18 protein-coding genes and 1 tRNA gene are annotated in these 14420 nt (G+C 64.2%); 12 read left to right on the top strand and 7 right to left on the bottom strand.

Annotated features, from left to right (window positions below):
- Positions 1 to 11: 11 nt before the first annotated feature.
- The 8 genes from sbcB to nqrF all read left to right on the top strand — a co-directional run bounded on the left by sbcB (position 12) and on the right by nqrF (position 6000).
- Positions 12 to 1481 (top strand): exodeoxyribonuclease I, encoded by a 1470-nt coding sequence (gene sbcB / locus MCIT9_RS03080; protein WP_317705961.1) that lies wholly within the window; start codon positions 12 to 14, stop codon positions 1479 to 1481.
- A gap of 46 nt (positions 1482 to 1527) precedes the next feature.
- Positions 1528 to 2115, top strand: a complete 588-nt coding sequence (locus tag MCIT9_RS03075; protein WP_317705960.1) for an SRPBCC family protein — start codon at positions 1528 to 1530, stop codon at positions 2113 to 2115.
- 6 nt (positions 2116 to 2121) lie between these two features.
- Positions 2122 to 3084: a YVTN family beta-propeller repeat protein gene (locus tag MCIT9_RS03070; RefSeq protein ID WP_340681278.1), complete on the top strand. Its 963-nt coding sequence runs from the start codon at positions 2122 to 2124 to the stop codon at positions 3082 to 3084.
- Complete coding sequence (locus MCIT9_RS03065; RefSeq protein WP_317705958.1) at positions 3081 to 3413, top strand: YqcC family protein; 333 nt, start codon at positions 3081 to 3083, stop codon at positions 3411 to 3413. The genes MCIT9_RS03070 and MCIT9_RS03065 overlap by 4 nt, the downstream gene beginning before the upstream one ends.
- 2 nt (positions 3414 to 3415) lie before the next feature.
- Positions 3416 to 3712 (top strand): hypothetical protein, encoded by a 297-nt coding sequence (locus tag MCIT9_RS03060; RefSeq protein WP_317705957.1) that lies wholly within the window; start codon positions 3416 to 3418, stop codon positions 3710 to 3712.
- A 43-nt stretch (positions 3713 to 3755) separates the two neighbouring features.
- Positions 3756 to 3831 (top strand) — tRNA-Thr (locus MCIT9_RS03055).
- Positions 3832 to 3949: 118 nt separating this feature from the next.
- Entirely contained in the window at positions 3950 to 4729 is a 780-nt protein-coding gene (gene nqrC / locus MCIT9_RS03050) for an NADH:ubiquinone reductase (Na(+)-transporting) subunit C (RefSeq protein ID WP_317705956.1), read from the top strand.
- Positions 4726 to 6000, top strand: coding sequence for an NADH:ubiquinone reductase (Na(+)-transporting) subunit F (gene nqrF, locus MCIT9_RS03045; RefSeq protein WP_317705955.1), 1275 nt, complete (start codon positions 4726 to 4728; stop codon positions 5998 to 6000). The genes nqrC and nqrF overlap by 4 nt, the downstream gene beginning before the upstream one ends.
- Positions 6001 to 6041: 41 nt before the next feature.
- Here nqrF and MCIT9_RS03040 read toward each other — a convergent pair whose 3' ends face one another.
- Positions 6042 to 6566, bottom strand: a complete 525-nt coding sequence (locus MCIT9_RS03040; protein ID WP_317705954.1) for a DUF1269 domain-containing protein — start codon at positions 6564 to 6566, stop codon at positions 6042 to 6044.
- A 129-nt stretch (positions 6567 to 6695) separates the two neighbouring features.
- On the opposite strand from MCIT9_RS03040, the gene MCIT9_RS03035 reads away from it, so the two are divergent.
- The 3 genes from MCIT9_RS03035 to MCIT9_RS03025 are packed head-to-tail and all read left to right on the top strand — an operon-like array spanning position 6696 to position 8911.
- Positions 6696 to 7262, top strand: a complete 567-nt coding sequence (locus MCIT9_RS03035; RefSeq protein WP_317705953.1) for an HdeD family acid-resistance protein — start codon at positions 6696 to 6698, stop codon at positions 7260 to 7262.
- Positions 7263 to 7266: 4 nt separating this feature from the next.
- Positions 7267 to 7959, top strand: a complete 693-nt coding sequence (locus MCIT9_RS03030; protein ID WP_317705952.1) for a TIGR00703 family protein — start codon at positions 7267 to 7269, stop codon at positions 7957 to 7959.
- Positions 7960 to 8002: 43 nt separating this feature from the next.
- Positions 8003 to 8911 (top strand): YfdX family protein, encoded by a 909-nt coding sequence (locus tag MCIT9_RS03025; protein ID WP_317705951.1) that lies wholly within the window; start codon positions 8003 to 8005, stop codon positions 8909 to 8911.
- A gap of 124 nt (positions 8912 to 9035) precedes the next feature.
- Here the strand turns inward: MCIT9_RS03025 and mpl are convergent, their stop codons facing one another.
- The 3 genes from mpl to MCIT9_RS03010 form a co-directional block, all read right to left on the bottom strand.
- A complete protein-coding gene (gene mpl, locus MCIT9_RS03020) occupies positions 9036 to 10406 on the bottom strand; it encodes a UDP-N-acetylmuramate:L-alanyl-gamma-D-glutamyl-meso-diaminopimelate ligase (protein ID WP_317705950.1) in 1371 nt (456 codons plus the stop codon).
- 20 nt (positions 10407 to 10426) lie between these two features.
- Entirely contained in the window at positions 10427 to 11011 is a 585-nt protein-coding gene (locus tag MCIT9_RS03015; RefSeq protein ID WP_317705949.1) for an ankyrin repeat domain-containing protein, read from the bottom strand.
- Between the two features lie 99 nt (positions 11012 to 11110).
- Positions 11111 to 11266: a hypothetical protein gene (locus MCIT9_RS03010; RefSeq protein WP_317705948.1), complete on the bottom strand. Its 156-nt coding sequence runs from the start codon at positions 11264 to 11266 to the stop codon at positions 11111 to 11113.
- Between the two features lie 272 nt (positions 11267 to 11538).
- Between MCIT9_RS03010 and MCIT9_RS03005 the strand changes: the two genes are divergently transcribed.
- On the top strand, positions 11539 to 12357 hold the full coding sequence (locus tag MCIT9_RS03005) for a symmetrical bis(5'-nucleosyl)-tetraphosphatase (protein WP_317705947.1): 819 nt from the start codon (positions 11539 to 11541) through the stop codon (positions 12355 to 12357).
- Here the strand turns inward: MCIT9_RS03005 and MCIT9_RS03000 are convergent.
- Genes MCIT9_RS03000 through lgt form a run of 3 tightly spaced genes read right to left on the bottom strand, consistent with a single transcriptional unit; the run spans position 12320 to position 14416 of the window.
- Positions 12320 to 12847, bottom strand: coding sequence for a dihydrofolate reductase (locus tag MCIT9_RS03000; RefSeq protein WP_317705946.1), 528 nt, complete (start codon positions 12845 to 12847; stop codon positions 12320 to 12322). The two genes, MCIT9_RS03005 and MCIT9_RS03000, sit on opposite strands and share 38 nt — an antisense overlap.
- Positions 12844 to 13638 carry a thymidylate synthase gene (gene thyA, locus MCIT9_RS02995; RefSeq protein ID WP_317705945.1) on the bottom strand — a complete coding sequence of 265 codons (795 nt, stop codon included), beginning with the start codon at positions 13636 to 13638 and terminating at the stop codon, positions 12844 to 12846. The genes MCIT9_RS03000 and thyA overlap by 4 nt, the downstream gene beginning before the upstream one ends.
- Complete coding sequence (gene lgt, locus MCIT9_RS02990; RefSeq protein ID WP_317705944.1) at positions 13622 to 14416, bottom strand: prolipoprotein diacylglyceryl transferase; 795 nt, start codon at positions 14414 to 14416, stop codon at positions 13622 to 13624. The genes thyA and lgt overlap by 17 nt, the downstream gene beginning before the upstream one ends.
- Between the last annotated feature and the right edge of the window lie 4 nt (positions 14417 to 14420).

Raw genomic sequence — 14420 nt, 5'->3', positions numbered from 1 at the left:
TATCCCGCGTCATGCCCCCGAGTCTGTACTGGTACGACTACGAAACCTTCGGCGCCGATCCGGTGCGCGACCGCCCGGCCCAGTTCGCCGGCATCCGCACCGACGAGGACCTCGAGCCCGTCGGTGAGCCGCTGGTGCTGTACTGCCGCCCGGCACCCGATTTCCTGCCCCAGCCGGCCGCCTGTCTGGTGACCGGCATCACCCCGCAGCTGGCGCGGGAGAAGGGTGTGTGCGAGGACGAATTCATCGCCCGCATCAACGCCGAGTTCTCCCGGCCGGAAACCTGCGTGGCCGGTTACAACAACATCCGCTTCGACGACGAGGTCACCCGTCACACCCTCTACCGCAACCTCTACGATCCCTATGCCCGGGAATGGCGGGGCGGCAATTCCCGCTGGGATCTGATCGACGTGGTCCGCCTCGCCTACGCCCTGCGTCCGGAAGGGATCGTCTGGCCCGAGCGGGAGGACGGGGCACCCAGCTTCCGCCTCGATCAGCTGACCGCCGCCAACGGCATCGCCCATGCCGAGGCCCACGACGCCCTGGCCGACGTGCGTGCCACCATCGCCCTGGCCCGGCTGGTCCGCGCGCGCCAGCCCAGGCTCTACGCCTATTGCTTCGACCATCGCCGCAAGGACGCGGTGCGGCAGTTGATCGATCTGGAGACGCTGAAGCCGCTGCTGCACGTGTCGGAGAAGTACCCCGCCCGCCGCGGCTGCCTGGCGCTGGTCGCCCCCCTGGGGTGGGACCCGGGCAATCCCAACGGGGTGGCGGTCTGGGATCTGAGCCTTGATCCGGCCATGCTGCTGGAATTGGAGACAGCGCAGCTGCGGCGGCTGCTTTACACGCCCTCGGGGGAACTGGCGGCGGACGAGACCCGGCCGGCGCTCAAGACCGTGCGCCTGAACCGCTGTCCGGTACTGGTACCGCCCAAGGCGCTGCGGCCGCAAGACGCCGAGCGGCTGGGGATCGATCTGGCCGTCTGCGAGCGCCATCTGGCCTGGTTGCGTCGCCACCGGCGGGCGGTCGAGGAGTTGCTGCCGGAACTGCTGCAATGGCCCGAGGCGGAGGCGGCGCCCTTGGACCCGGATCTGGCGCTCTACCGTGGCGGCTTCTTCAGCGACAGGGACCGGGCGCTGATGGCCCGGGTGCATCGCCTCGACCCTGAACAGTTGCGTCATTTCGAAGCGGATTTCGACGACCCCCGCCTGCCGGAGCTGCTGTTCCGCTTCCGGGCCCGCAACTGGCCCGAAACCCTGTCGGCCGAGGAGCAGGCGCGTTGGGAGCGCTTCCGTCTCGAGCGCCTGACGCGCCCGGAACGGGGGGCCTCGATCGTGTGGGAGGATTTCTGGCGGGAACTGGCGCGCCTGCGTTCAGAGGCGGTTCAGGGCGATGCGGCGATACTGGAGGCGCTTGAGGAGTACGCCCGGGAGATTCTCCCGGCTGCCGGCCGTTGCCTTCTGGAGAAAACGCTGTCATGATTTACGGTTTTGGTCGAATCTTGCAACCCTATCGTTGGAGGATCTGATGCGTAAACTCATCCCCCTGTTTTCCCTGCTGGCCCTGGTGTGGGCCGTCAGCACCGAGGCCCACGGTCCGAGCCGGCAGAAAGTGGCCGAAGAAGTCGTGATCGACGCCCCGGCGGCCAAGGTCTGGGAGATCGTCAAGGATTTCTGCAGCCTCGAGAAATGGCACCCGCAGGTCAAGGCCTGCACCCTGGAAGGCGACGGCACCAAGAAGGGCGCCAAGCGCAAAGTGACTTTGGCGGGCGGCGGCTGGATGGTCGAGGAACTGAAGAAGTACGATCCCAAGAAGCGGATGTACAAGACCTTCTGCGGCTGCACCCCGGACGAGGAAATCAGCACCGCCAAGACCATCACCTGGTCCGGCGCCGAGGTGAAGGTGCCGGTCATTCCGGTGGCGAACTATTCCAGCATCTTCGAGGTCAAAGAGGCCGACGGCAAGACCAAAGTGGTCTGGCGCGGCGCCTTCTACCGGGCCTACATGAACAACAACCCGCCGCCGGAAATGAATGAGGAGGCCGCCATCAAGGCCGTGACCGAATTCTACCGTCAGGGACTCGATCATCTGAAACAGATCGCCGAAAGCCAGTAACGCGACATGCTCCGTTCTCCATTGCTATCCACCCTGATTTTGGCGGCGTCAGCCGCCTTCTTTTTTGATGCCGTCAGCGCCGGGCCCTATGCCTTCATCACCAACCAGGGCGCCGACAGCGTCTCGGTGATCGACACCGCCACCGATCGGGTCGTCAAGACCCTCAAGGTGGGGAAGAAACCGGCCGGCGTGGCGGTCAGCCGCGACGGCCGCCGGGTGCTGGTCACCAATCCGGAGAGCCGGGACGTGACCGTGATCGACGGCGAGCGCCTGGAGGTGCTGGGTGCGATCCCGGTGGGGGAAGGGCCGGTCGGCTTGGCCGTGGATGCGGCAGGCCGGCGCGGTTACGTGGCCGACTGGTACGAGCACCGCGTCAGCGTCATCGATCTCGAGCGGCGCAAGGTCATCGCCAAGGTGGCGGTGGGCAAGTCCCCGGCCGGCATGGCGGTGAGCCGCGACGGCAAACGCCTCTATGTCGCCAACCGTGACGACGATGCGGTCGCGCTGGTCGATACCCGGACCTTCAAAACCCTCGCCAGCGGCAAGGTTGGCGTTCATCCCTTCGGCATCGCCCTCGACGAGAAACGCGGCCGTCTCTATACCGCCAACGTGATCAGCAACGATGTCAGCGTGCTCGATGCCGAAACCCTCAAGCCCCTCGCCACCATCAAGGTAGGGGACCGCCCCTACGCCATCACCCTGGCCCAGGGCGGCAGCCGGGTGGTGGTGACCAATCAGTACGATGACACCGTGTCGGTCATCGATGCCGACACCCTCAAGGTCATCGACACCCTGGCGGTGGGGGAATACCCGGAAGGCATCGATACCCATCCGGACGACCGGCGGGTGTATGTGGTCAACTGGTTCAGCAATTCGGTGTCGGTCCTCGACATGCACGATCTGAAACCTCTGAAGACCATCCCCACGGGCGAAGGCAGCCGCGGCTTCGGCAATTTCATCGGCCCATGAGCGATCCCGAGCGTCTTAATCGTGCCGCCGATCTGCTGCTGGAACTGGAGGCGGAGCTGCGCCGCTTGGGATTGTGGGAGGATGCCCGTCCCAGCGACGAGGCGCTCGCCAGTGCGTTGCCCTTTTGCTGCGATACGCTATCCTTTCCCCAGTGGCTGCAGTTCGTGTTTCTGGAGCGCATGAAACCCCTGATCGAAGCCGGCGGCCCGCTGCCCGGCCAATGCGGCATCGCCCCCATGGCCGAGGAATGGTTCGCCGGTTCAGGGATCGAAACCGGGCGTCTCCTCCGCCTGCTGCGCGACTTCGACAAATTACTGACCCGGGACTGAGCATGGCCGAAAAACCCGAAGAACTGACCGTCAACTACTACGAAGGCGACCTCCAGACCGTCAAGGAACTGGACAAGGTCATCCTCTCCAAGGGCGCCTGGACCACCATCCTGTTCCGCTATCAGGAATGGGACGCCCGCAAAGGCGAATACGGTCCGGAAAAATACACCATCCGCCGCTATCAGAAACGCGACGGCCAGTACCAGCAGCGTTCCAAGTTCAACATCTCCAGCCGCGACCAGGCCAGAAACATCGTCAAGGCCCTGCAATCCTGGCTGGAGAAGAACCCTGCCGACTGATTCAAATTTTTCCAGATTGGTCGTATAATCTCCCCTCTTAGCAGCCGGTGTAGCTCAGTCGGTAGAGCAACTGATTCGTAATCAGTAGGTCAGCGGTTCGATTCCGCTCACCGGCTCCAATCCTCCCCGAAAATCTAAGGTCGGCCGTATGCCGGCCTTTTTGCTTTCTTGCCTGCCCTTGCAATCCACCCTCCCGGCCCGCATATTGTGGCGACACCAACACAGGGGTGGGACGTCATGCGTAAGGTTCTGGGTGCCTTAACGGTGGTGCTGAGCGTCGCGCTGGTGTGTTCGTTCATGGTCACCGCGGCGGCGGTGCTGCTGGCGGAGCGGCAGGAGAGGAATCTGCGTCTGGAGCGGATTCGTCATATCCTGGCGGTCGTCGGCATCGAGGCGGCCGAACCGCTCAGCGCCTACCGTGAAGCGATCGATGCGCGCCTGATCGACCTGCACCGTGCCGAGCCGGTGCCGCTTCAGGGGTTGCCGCGCCATCTGCAGCCCGATGCGTTCGATTTCGACAAGGCCGCCCGCGATCCCCGTTATGGCGGGCCGATTCCGCCGGAACGCATCGGCCTCCGGCGCAGACCCAGGCTGATGCCGCTCTACGTCGTCAAAGGTCATGGCCCGGCCGCGGGGCGGGTGGCGCTGCTGCTCGTCGGCAAGGGGCTGTGGTCCACCCTGTACGGCTATCTGGCGCTGGAGAATGACCTGCGTCACATCGCCGGCATCACGTTTTTCGAACAGAAGGAAACGCCGGGACTGGGCGGCGAAATCGCCAATCCCCGCTGGCAGGCGCTGTGGCGCGGCAAACTGGCCTACGATGAACGCGGGAATGTGCTAATCCGCGTGGCCAAGGGCTCGATCCCGCCGGGATCGTCGACTGCAGCGTATCAGGTTAACGGCTTGAGCGGGGCGACGCTGACGACCCGGGCGGTGGACCGTCTGGTGCGGTATTGGCTGGGGCCGGAGGGGTATGGTCCCTATCTGGCCCGTCTGCGTCGGGAGGGTGAGCGATGACGCGCGAATGGTTGCAGGCGTGGTTGGCCCAGTCCGCCGAGGTATGGGCGCAGAAGGGGGATCTTATCCTGCTGGGTGTCGGCGTTTTCGTGGGCCTGGTGCTGGTGCTGAGCCTGCTGGTATTGCTGGCGAAGCTCTGGTTGGCCCCAGAGGGGGAGGTTCCGGTGGTGGTCAACGACGAACTGACCCTCAAGGTGCCTGCCGGGACCAAGCTGATGTGGGCCTTGGTGGAGCACGGCATCCACATCCCTTCGGCCTGCGGCGGGCAGGGGACCTGTGGCCAGTGCCGTCTGATCGTCGAGGGGGCGGGGCCGGTGTTGCCGACCGAGCGCGCCAGGCTGCCCGCACGCCTCCTCAAGGAAGGGTGGCGGCTGAGCTGTCAGATTCCGGTCAAACGCCCCTTGAAAGTTAAGGTGCCGCCGGAGGTGCTGGGCTCCCACACCTGGATCGGCACGGTGGTTTCCAACCGCAACCTGACGCCGCTGCTCAAAGAGCCGGTCATCGAGCTGCCCCAGCCGCCTCTGCGTTTCCGCGCCGGCCAGTTCATTCTCCTGGAAGCGCCGAGGGCGAGGATCCGTTTCGCGGATTTCGATATTGATCCCCGCTTTCGTGAGGACTGGGACCGCTTCGACTGGTGGCGTTATCAGGTGACGATCGACAAGCCCACCAGCCGGGCCTATTCCATGGCCAACGCCCCGGCCGAGGGCAACCGGGTCCGTCTCAACGTCCGCCTGCAGCTGCCGCCGCGGGACAAACCGGATGCGCCGCCGGGGCGGGTCTCCTCTTACGTGTTTTCTCTCAAGCCGGGCGACAAAGTGAAGCTGACCGGCCCGTTCGGAGAGTTCTACGTGCGCGAGCGCGATACCGAAATGATCTTCGTAGGCGGTGGGGCCGGCATGGCGCCGTTGCGCTCGATGATCGTCGATCAGCTCGAGCGGGTCCGGACGTCACGAAAAATCTCGATCTGGTACGGCGCCTGCAGCTTGCGGGAGCTGTTCTACGCCGAGGAATTCGAGCGCCTGGCGCGCGAGCACGACAATTTCCGCTGGCAGGTGGCCCTGTCGGAACCGGGCCCGGAGGATGACTGGCAGGGGCCGACCGGCTTCATCCACCAGGTGCTCTACGACCAGTATCTCAAGGATCATCCGGCGCCGGAGGAATGCGATTACTACCTTTGCGGCCCGCCTCCGATGCTCAAGGCGGTCTTAAAGATGCTGGATGAGCTGGGAGTCGAGCGCGACAATATCTTCTTCGACGATTTCGGCGGCTGATACGAGAACGCCCCCGGACCGGGGGCGTTCTCATGAGCGGCTCATTCGTCGGGAAATTCCGGCAGTGGCGGTGGGATGTATTCGGCCTCCCTGATGTCCGCCTCGGGATGATGCCTGCGGATGATCTCGCAGATCTCCTGAGCGCGGGACTTGGGAATGTCGATGAGAATGAGCAGCTGCCCCTGCTCGATGGCCTGCTCGTACTTGCGCACTTCCTCGCTGGGGATCGAAACGCCCACCAGCGCTGCCGACCAGGCGCCGATGGCCGCCCCCGCCAGGGTGGCGGCAAGAATCACGGCACCGCCGGCGGCGACCAGGCCCGTCGGCAGCAGTACCGCCGCCAGGCCCGCCAGCAGGCCGGTGGCGGAACCGGCCGCAAGCCCCCTTTTCATGGCGGGGATCAGGTCCGTCTTTTCCGTCAGGCCCGCCTCGGGCAGGCCGTCGAGCGGGACCCCCTCTTTGGCGATGATGTGGATTTCGTCTTTGTCCAGGCCCGCCAGCAGCAGGTCGGCGACAATCTTTTTAGCCGTCTCGACCTCGGGAACCAGCAAAACCAGTCTGATCACGGCTCACCCTCCGTTTGGTTGTTTTTCATCATCATAAAGCCTCGTCCCGTTGATTTCCAAGCATTTTCCCCCATATATCCCAGGCACGGCAGAAAACGTCGTTAACAATCAACAAAAGAGGCAAATGCGATGAATGCTGAAACGTCCACGAATCTGGAGGACCTGCCCAAATCCTGGAAGACCATGCTGGCACTGGGGATCGTGATGATGGTCCTCGGGGTGATCGGTATGGGGATGAGTTTCACCCTGACCATCACCACGGTGGTGTTCTTCGGGGCCTTCATGCTGGTCAGCGGCTGTATGCAGCTGGCTCACGCCCTTTTTGGCAAGGAAATCCAGGACTGGAAGGGCAAGGCGATGCACACCTTGAGCGCCGTTTTCTACATCATCGGCGGTCTGCTGACGGTGTTCAACCCGATCGCCGGTTCCTTCGTGCTGACGGCGATGCTCGCCGGCGTCTTCCTGGCGATGGGTGTCTATCGTGTCTATGTCGCCGTGGAACGGCGCAAGCAGGGCCAGCCCTGGGGGACTCTGGCGGCCGTCGGTATCGCCGACATCCTGATGGCGACCATCATCATGATGGGAATGCCGTGGACGGCGCTTTGGGTGCTGGGGCTGCTGATCGCCATCGAGCTGGTAATGAACGGCGCCATGCTGGTTGCGATCGCGCTGGAAAAGCGCAAGCTGGGAGCCTGAGATCATGACGCCACAAGAACTGCGCGAACTGATTGCGCTCAACACCCTGGTCTTCGAAACCCTGGGACAGCCGGAGAAGGAGCGGGAATTCCGGTTCAAGTCGCTCAAACGTTGGGGGCTGGATCTGATCGCCGGCCGCCGCAATGGTGAAACGACTTTCTTCACCGGCGCCGTCGATCGGCATCGCGCTCAGGACGTGTACGAGGAAGGCGGCAGCCGCTTCGAGGTGGAGGAGATTCTGACGGAGCTTCCCAAGAACAAGAAGTTGTATGCCCATATCGCTATGGCGGAGGGAACTGCCATGCTGATCGGGCAGTTGCGCGAGGGAGACGAGAACATCGAGATTCTACGGCTGCCGGCCGCTTCCCTGCTGATGGCCTACTGCAAGAAGCAGCGCCTGTCTCAGGTGGCCGAGGCCATCCGCAGCGTAGGGGCGGCGACGGAACTGGCCAAGCAGCGGGGGCAGGAAGGCAAGCCGGTTTCCTTCGAACAGCTGCCGAACGTCCCGCGGCGTTTCCTGCGCGAGGCCAAGAAAGTGGAGAAGGAAATGGGCTTCGGCCGGGTGGCGCTCGCGTACTTCGGCGAAAACAAGGACAGGGACGCCCGCTTCCGGCTGTCCTGGCTGGTCCCGACGATCGCGCTGTTCGAAATCGACATCGCGGAAAAGGTCGACAAACTGTTGGCCGCGTTCAAATGACTTTCACTGACCTGAAACCATCAATAGGAGGATTGTAATGCGTATGAAAACGTTTTGGCATCTGGCAGGACTGTCCCTGTTTCTGATCGCAACCGCGCCGGCACAGGCGGCGGGCAAGGACCATCAGGCCACCCGCCAGGAGGTCCAGCCGCAGGTGCGTGCGGAACAACAGAAGGCGATCAGCCGCGGCGAGGAGGCGGTGGTCAAGGAAGCCGCCGAGGCGGTGCTGGCCACAAATGCCGCTCTGGCCGCCTTGGAAGCCGGCAAAAGCAAGGAAGCCCTGGCCCATCTGGAAATCGCCAACGGCAAACTGTCGTTGCTCATCGCCCGCCGTCCGGAACTGGGGCTGATTCCCGTCGACAGCGAGGCGATCATCATCGATTTCGAGGGAGACCTGAAGGCGATCAGGAAAGTCGTCGACGAGGCCAAGGATCTGCTGGACGACGGCAAGGTGCAGGACGCCCGCGCTTTGCTCACGCCGCTGGCCAGCGAAATCCGCATCACCACCACCAATCTGCCGTTGGCGCTGTATCCGGACATCATCAAAAAGGTGGCCCCGCTGATCGACCAGGGCAAGATCAAGGAGGCCAAGGAAACCCTGATCGAAGCGCTCAACACCCTGGTGATCACCGAGTCGGTGATCCCGATTCCGGTCCTGCGGGCCGAGGCGATGCTGCGCAAGGCGGACGAACTGGCCCACGCCAAGCAGCCGAAGGGGGACGAAATCCTGCGCTATCTGGAAAACGCCAAATACCAGCTGCGCGTCGCCCAGGCGCTGGGTTACGGTGACATCGACAAGGACTACAAGCCCCTGTACAAGCAGATCGAAGATCTGGAAAAACAGGTCAAGCGTCAGAAGTGGGGTGAACGTCTGAACCAGATGATGGCCAAGCTGCGCAAGGCGGTGGGCGGCTTCCGCACCGAAGTGTCCAAGCCGCAGCGGGCAGAATAAGTCTGCCCCTCAGTGCGGAACAAAAGGGGGCGCCGAGCGCCCCCTTTTGTTTCACGTGGAACATTTCTCTCCGTGGCAGCTTGCCGCGGCGATGTTCCACGTGGAACATCGCTTAGGTTTCGGTCTAGGGATGTTCCACGTGAAACATTTCCTGCAGCCTTTCCAGGGCGCGCTGATGGATATTGCCGAAGCCGCTGTTGCTCATGAAAATCCAGTGGTCGCCGGGGCGTCTTTCGGCAAGCAGGTGATTCAGCAATGCCTCCAGGTTCTCGAAGCACTGCAGATTGGGATGCGTTCGGGTCAGGGGGCGGGGATCCCAGCCCAGGTCGGGTGGCGTATGGAGATAGACCACGTCGGCCGCGGCCAGAGACGGTCCCAGTTGTTCGTTGTGGACGCCCATGCGCATGGTGTTGGAGCGCGGCTCCAGGATCGCCACCAGCCGGTCATTGCCGATGCGGGCCCGCAGTCCCTCCAGGGTGGCGGCGATTGCCGTCGGGTGGTGGGCGAAGTCGTCGTAGATCCGCACGCCGGCGGCCTCGCCGCGCAGCTCGAGACGGCGTTTGACACCGGCAAAACTTCCCAGGGCCTCAATGGCGTCGGATGCCGGAACGCCGGCGTGGGCGGCGGCGGCGATGGCCCCCAGAGCGTTGGCGACGTTGTGGCGGCCGCTCAGTTCCCAAGCGACCTCGCCCAGCGCCTCTCCCCGGCGGCTCACCCGGAAACGGCTGCCGTCTTCGCGCTGCAGCTGCGCCTGCCAGTCTCCGGCCTGAATCCCGAAGCGTTCCACCGGGCTCCAGCAACCCCGGGCCAGTACCGCCTCCAGATTCTTGTCACCGGAAGCGACCAGTAGCCGTCCCTGGCCGGGTACGGTGCGGACCAAGTGGTGGAACTGGGTCTGGATCGCCGCCAGGTCGGGGAAGATGTCGGCGTGATCGTATTCCAGATTGTTGAGCACGGCGATCCAGGGCCGGTAATGGACGAACTTGGAGCGCTTGTCGAAAAAGGCGGTGTCGTATTCGTCGGCCTCGATGACGAACCATTCGCCGCTGCCCAGACGGGCCGAGCGGCCGAAATTCTTGGGGACGCCGCCGATCAGGAAACCGGGCGCTAAACCTGCGGCTTCCAGAATCCAGGCCACCATGGCGGTCGTGGTGGTCTTGCCGTGAGTGCCGGCGATGCCGATCACCCGCCGCGATTGCAATATCGTCTCGGCCAGCCACTGAGGGCCGGAAGTGTAGGGCAGGCACTGGTTCAGCACCGCTTCCACCTCCGGATTGCCCCGCGACAGGGCGTTGCCGACGATCACCTGATCGGGACGAGGGTGCAAGTTGGCGGGATCGTAGGGCGAAAGGCGGATGCCCGCCTCCTCCAGTTGGGTGCTCATGGGGGGGTAGACGTTCTGGTCCGAACCGCTGACGCTCAGCCCCAGTTCACGGGCCAGCAGGGCCAGCCCGCCCATGAAGGTACCGCAGATGCCGAGGATGTGGATGTGCATGGGCGGCTATGGTACCGGATTCAACCGGATTTTTCCTCCGCCTTCTGTTTCGCGGCGTCGGCTTTTGGGGCGGCTTCCTGTTTCTTGTCGCCCTCCTTTTTGCCGCCGCCGTCTTTCTGTTGGGCTTGTTGGGCGGCTTTGTCAGCCGTCCCGCCGTCGGCCGCTTTTTTGTCTTTGTTCTCGTCGCCCTGTAGCAGTTGGACGAGATCGGCGCGGCCTTTCTGGCGGGCGCGGTCGAGGGCGGTCAGGCCGCCTTGGTCCTTGGCCCCGACATCGGCGCCGGCGGCCAGCAGCCACCGGACCACCCTGGGCCAGCCGCCGGCCACCGCCTCCATCAGCGGCGTCACCCCGCGGTTGTCGGCGGCATTGACGTCGGCGCCGTAACCCAGCAGCAGGCGGACGACGCGCTCGTTGCCGAAATACGCGGCGATCATCAACGGTGTGCGTCCGGTTGCGGTCCGGCTGTCCACCGCGACCCCCTGACGCAGCAATGATTCCACCTGGCTGATCCGCCCCCGGGCGGCGGCGGAGAACAGTTCCGCCGCCGGTTCGGCCCGGCAGGCAAGGCTGAAAGACAATAGCAGTACGAGGTACAGCAGACGCATGGCGGTCGATTCCCGATGGATGGTGCCTGGGAATCAGTATAGCTGCATAAAAGAAATCCGGCAGACGCCGGCTTCAAGGAGAGGATGTTGGATGGAAGCTCAGTGCCTTTGCGGTTCCGGCGGCGCGGTCAGCAGATGCCGGATCTCGTCGAGCAGATAGCCGATGGAGGCGATGGCCATGAAGCCGGCGCTGTACACCAGGGTGGCAAAGCCGATGAGGCTCAGTTCCAGTTTTTCCTTGATGAAGGTGGTCATGGTTTTTTCTCCTGATCGCTTGCTTTCGGGAACAAGCATAGGCCGCCGTCGGTGGGAAAACTTTGAAGCCGTTGGCAGTTTCGCAAATTCTCCGCGGATTGATCTGCCGCTTCTGCCGAAGGGTCTGTCAATGGCCCGGTAGACCTTTTCCAGTACCCGGCAGCGCCAATGGACGGGTGCCAAGTGGATTCAACGCCCAACTTGCAATCTCCCTCCCGCTGGGGTACAAAGTGGCGCCCTTTCCATCGAACCCTTTCGGAGTCTCATTACCCATGGCGCATTACGCGATCGGGGACATTCAGGGTTGCTTCTTCGAGTTGCAGCAGCTGCTGGACAAGATCAATTTCGATCCGGCGGCGGACTTGCTCTGGTTCACCGGCGATCTGGTCAACCGCGGACCCCATTCGCTGGAGACTCTGCGTTTCATCAAGGCCCTGGGGGACCGGGCGGTGACCGTCCTCGGCAATCACGACCTGCATCTCTTGGCGGTGGCCCACGGCCAGGATTACAAGCACCGCCAGGATCTGGCCGACGTGCTCGAAGCGGACGACCGGGACGCGCTGCTCGACTGGCTCCGCCACCGGCCGCTGTTCCACTGCGACCAACGTTTCTGTCTGATCCACGCCGGCCTGCCGCCCCAGTGGGACATCGACACCGCCAGGCGCTGCGCCCGGGAGGCGGAGTCGGTGCTCCAGAGCGACCGGCTGGGGGAATTTCTCAAGCACATGTACGGCGACCAACCGGATAGGTGGTCCGAGGATTTGCAGGGCTGGGAGCGGCTGCGTTTCATCGTCAACTGCTTCACCCGGCTGCGTTATTGCGACCGCGAAGGGCGCCTGGCGCTCAGATTCTCCGGGCCGCCGGGAAGCCAGCCGCAGGGGCTGCTGCCCTGGTTCCAGGTGCCGGGGCGGCGCAGCGAGGGGCAGGAGATCATCTTCGGCCACTGGTCCACCCTGGGCTTCGTGGCCGAGCGGGGATGCTACGGTATCGACACCGGCTGCCTCTGGGGCGGGCAGCTGACCGCGCTGCGTCTGGACGGGGAGATGTACCGGATCAGTATCGACTGTCCCTGCTACCGCAAGCCGGGCTGATCCGCCGCAGGGTTACGAAGCGGTAAGGGTGTGGGAAAGCGGCCCCTGCCGCCCGTTCCTCCCGTTCGATTTCCTGCCACTGTTCCGCATCCCACGGAGGGAAGAAGGTATCGCCGGGGAAATCGGCGTCGATCAGGGTGAGATAGAGCAGATCCGCCTGCGGCAGCAGATGGCGGTAGACGTGGCTGCCGCCGATGACCATCAGTTCCTGGTCTTCAGCCAGTGCCAGCGCTGCTTCCAGAGAGCTCGCCACCCGGCAGCCGTTGGGACGGAAGTCCGGCGAGTGCGACAGCACGATGTTGAGCCGTCCCGGCAGGGGGCGGCCGATGGCCTCGAAGGTGCGCCGCCCCATCAGGATAGGCTTGCCCCAGGTGATGCGGCGGAAGCGCCTGAGATCCTCGGACAGGTGCCAGGGCATCTGCCCCCGGTGGCCGATGACCCGCCCCCGGGCCATGGCGACGATGAGGCTGATACGGCTCGGCCCCCTCATACCGCCACCGGCGCCTTGATGTGGGGATGGGCCCGATAGTCGTGGAGGCGGAAGTCCTCGAAGCGGTAAGCGAACAGGCTTGGCGGCCGGCGCAGGATCTCCAGCCGGGGCGGCGGGTAAGGCTGGCGGCCCAGCTGCAGCCGGGCTTGCTCGAGGTGGTTGCGGTAGAGGTGGACGTCGCCGCCGCTCCAGATCAGCTCCCCCGGCGCCAGGTCGCATTGCTGGGCCACCATGTGGGTCAGCAGGGCGTAGCTGGCGATGTTGAAGGGCAGGCCCAGAAACACGTCCACCGAACGCATGTTGAACAGGCACGAGAGCTTCCCTGCGGCGACGTAGAACTGGAAGCTGTAGTGGCACGGCGGCAGCGCCATGCGTCCTATGTCAGCCACGTTCCAGGCGCTCACCAGCAGGCGGCGGGAGTCGGGATCGCGGCGGATCGTCGCTACCACCTCGGCGAGCTGGTCGATGGTGCGGCCGTCCGGCGTCTCCCAGGCGCGCCACTGCTTGCCGTAGACCGGTCCCAGCTCGCCGTCGTCGTCTGCCCATTCGTCCCAGATGGTGACCTTGTGGTCGTGCAGATAGCGGATGTTGGTGCTGCCGGACAGGAACCACAGCAGCTCGTGGACGATGGAAGGCCAGTGCAGTTTCTTGGTGGTCAGGAGAGGGAAGCCCGTTGTCAGGTCGAAGCGCAGCTGGCGGCCGAACACGCTGAGAGTGCCGGTGCCGGTGCGGTCGTCCTTGGGAGTCCCGTGCTCGAGGATGTCCCGGAGAAGATCAAGATAAGGGCGCATGGGCGTTCTCCCGGCGATGGGCCCACCACAGCAGCAAGGTTCCGGCCACGATCATCGGCAGCGACAGCACCTGGCCCATGGTCACCCAGCCGAAGGCCAGATAGCCGATGTGGGCGTCGGGCTCGCGGATGAACTCCACCAGAAAACGGAAAACGCCGTAGCCCAGCAGAAACAGGCCGGAAACCGCCATCCTCGGCCGGGGTTTGGCGGAGTACCACCACAGGATCGCGAACAGGGCGATCCCTTCGAGCGAGGCTTCGTAGAGCTGGGAAGGATGGCGTGGCAGCGGGCCGCCGGTAGGGAATACCATGGACCAGGGGACATCGCTGACCTTGCCCCACAGTTCGCCGTTGATGAAATTGCCGATGCGGCCGAAGAACAACCCGATGGGAACGAAGGGGGCGATGAAGTCGGTCACCTCCCAGAAGGCGCGGCCGTACTTGCGGGCGAACAGCGCCACGGCCGCAAGCACCCCAAGCAGGCCGCCGTGGAAGGACATCCCGCCTTCCCAGACCCGGAAGAAACTCAGCGGATCGTGGAGCAGGGTCGGCAGGTTGTAGAACAGCATGTAGCCGGTGCGCCCGCCCAGCACCACCCCGAAGGCGGCGTAATAGACCAGATCGTCGATCTCCTCCTTGCGCCAGCCGAACCGCGGCCCCCGCCACCGAGCCAGCCACCAGGCGCCCAGCAGGCCGAAGACGTACATCAAACCGTACCAGTGGACCTTGAGCGGTCCCAGCTGGACGGCGACCGGATCGATGCGGGGGTAGGGCAGCATTGGC

The sequence above is a fragment of the Methylomarinovum caldicuralii genome (assembly GCF_033126985.1).
GTDB lineage: Bacteria > Pseudomonadota > Gammaproteobacteria > Methylococcales > Methylothermaceae > Methylohalobius > Methylohalobius caldicuralii.
Note: the sequence above shows the minus strand (reverse complement) of the source record. Positions and strands in the feature narration are given on the sequence as shown.

What these genes read in the sequence shown, in the direction of transcription:
- MCIT9_RS03015 (WP_317705949.1), bottom strand. Translation starts at nt 11,011, where the DNA reads ATGCGTCTGCTGTACCTCGTACTGCTATTGTCTTTCAGCCTTGCCTGC.
- lgt (WP_317705944.1), bottom strand. Translation starts at nt 14,416, where the DNA reads ATGCTGCCCTACCCCCGCATCGATCCGGTCGCCGTCCAGCTGGGACCG.
- nqrC (WP_317705956.1), top strand. Translation starts at nt 3,950, where the DNA reads ATGCGTAAGGTTCTGGGTGCCTTAACGGTGGTGCTGAGCGTCGCGCTG.
- MCIT9_RS03030 (WP_317705952.1), top strand. Translation starts at nt 7,267, where the DNA reads ATGACGCCACAAGAACTGCGCGAACTGATTGCGCTCAACACCCTGGTC.
- MCIT9_RS03060 (WP_317705957.1), top strand. Translation starts at nt 3,416, where the DNA reads ATGGCCGAAAAACCCGAAGAACTGACCGTCAACTACTACGAAGGCGAC.
- MCIT9_RS03005 (WP_317705947.1), top strand. Translation starts at nt 11,539, where the DNA reads ATGGCGCATTACGCGATCGGGGACATTCAGGGTTGCTTCTTCGAGTTG.
- mpl (WP_317705950.1), bottom strand. Translation starts at nt 10,406, where the DNA reads ATGCACATCCACATCCTCGGCATCTGCGGTACCTTCATGGGCGGGCTG.
- sbcB (WP_317705961.1), top strand. Translation starts at nt 12, where the DNA reads ATGCCCCCGAGTCTGTACTGGTACGACTACGAAACCTTCGGCGCCGAT.
- MCIT9_RS03025 (WP_317705951.1), top strand. Translation starts at nt 8,003, where the DNA reads ATGAAAACGTTTTGGCATCTGGCAGGACTGTCCCTGTTTCTGATCGCA.
- MCIT9_RS03070 (WP_340681278.1), top strand. Translation starts at nt 2,122, where the DNA reads ATGCTCCGTTCTCCATTGCTATCCACCCTGATTTTGGCGGCGTCAGCC.
- thyA (WP_317705945.1), bottom strand. Translation starts at nt 13,638, where the DNA reads ATGCGCCCTTATCTTGATCTTCTCCGGGACATCCTCGAGCACGGGACT.
- MCIT9_RS03065 (WP_317705958.1), top strand. Translation starts at nt 3,081, where the DNA reads ATGAGCGATCCCGAGCGTCTTAATCGTGCCGCCGATCTGCTGCTGGAA.
- MCIT9_RS03075 (WP_317705960.1), top strand. Translation starts at nt 1,528, where the DNA reads ATGCGTAAACTCATCCCCCTGTTTTCCCTGCTGGCCCTGGTGTGGGCC.
- MCIT9_RS03035 (WP_317705953.1), top strand. Translation starts at nt 6,696, where the DNA reads ATGAATGCTGAAACGTCCACGAATCTGGAGGACCTGCCCAAATCCTGG.
- nqrF (WP_317705955.1), top strand. Translation starts at nt 4,726, where the DNA reads ATGACGCGCGAATGGTTGCAGGCGTGGTTGGCCCAGTCCGCCGAGGTA.
- MCIT9_RS03000 (WP_317705946.1), bottom strand. Translation starts at nt 12,847, where the DNA reads ATGAGGGGGCCGAGCCGTATCAGCCTCATCGTCGCCATGGCCCGGGGG.
- MCIT9_RS03010 (WP_317705948.1), bottom strand. Translation starts at nt 11,266, where the DNA reads ATGACCACCTTCATCAAGGAAAAACTGGAACTGAGCCTCATCGGCTTT.